This window comes from Comamonas sp. CMM02 (assembly GCF_014851485.1).
Lineage (GTDB): Bacteria > Pseudomonadota > Gammaproteobacteria > Burkholderiales > Burkholderiaceae_C > Comamonas > Comamonas avium.
Map to the genome: position 1 here is coordinate 1 of NZ_JACUZW010000011.1, position 531 is coordinate 531.

General features: G+C 59.7%; 1 pseudogene. It reads left to right on the forward strand.

What is annotated here, in order from left to right:
- Positions 1 to 531 (forward strand): annotated as a pseudogene (locus tag IB213_RS17890) (hypothetical protein); the annotation flags it as partial.

Sequence of the window (531 nt, forward strand, 5' to 3'; positions counted from 1 at the left end):
TGCTTGAACTGCAGTCCGCATTCGCGTCCCCGCGCAACATCGACTTCAACCTGCAGACGGGCAAGGGGTTCAACCACTTCACGATCCCCGGCCTCACCGATCCCACCCAGGTCTACCTGGGCATGGACGCGATGGGATGGGGGCGCGACGGGCGCACCGATCGCGCATGGACCGAGGACACACTCAAGTCCGGTCGTCTCGAACTGAACCGGCTGGTCGAGTCCTCCGATTTCCTGCGCAGCTACGACGTTGGCGTCAATGTCACCCGCCGCAACAAGGATCGCGAGTACATCGCCCACTACGTGGATCTGAAGAATGGCCGCGCACCGGTGCGCATGGACACGGTGCCCCATGGATTCGCATCGATGGACTTCATCGGCCTTGGCAACGTGATCAATTTCAATGCACGTGACCTGCTGGGCCGGTACTACGACCTGCGCTATGAAGCCAGCGAGAACGACCTGATGAAGAACTATGGTGTCGAAGAAGACATCAAGACGTTCTACGCCAAGGCCAACATCGACATGGACC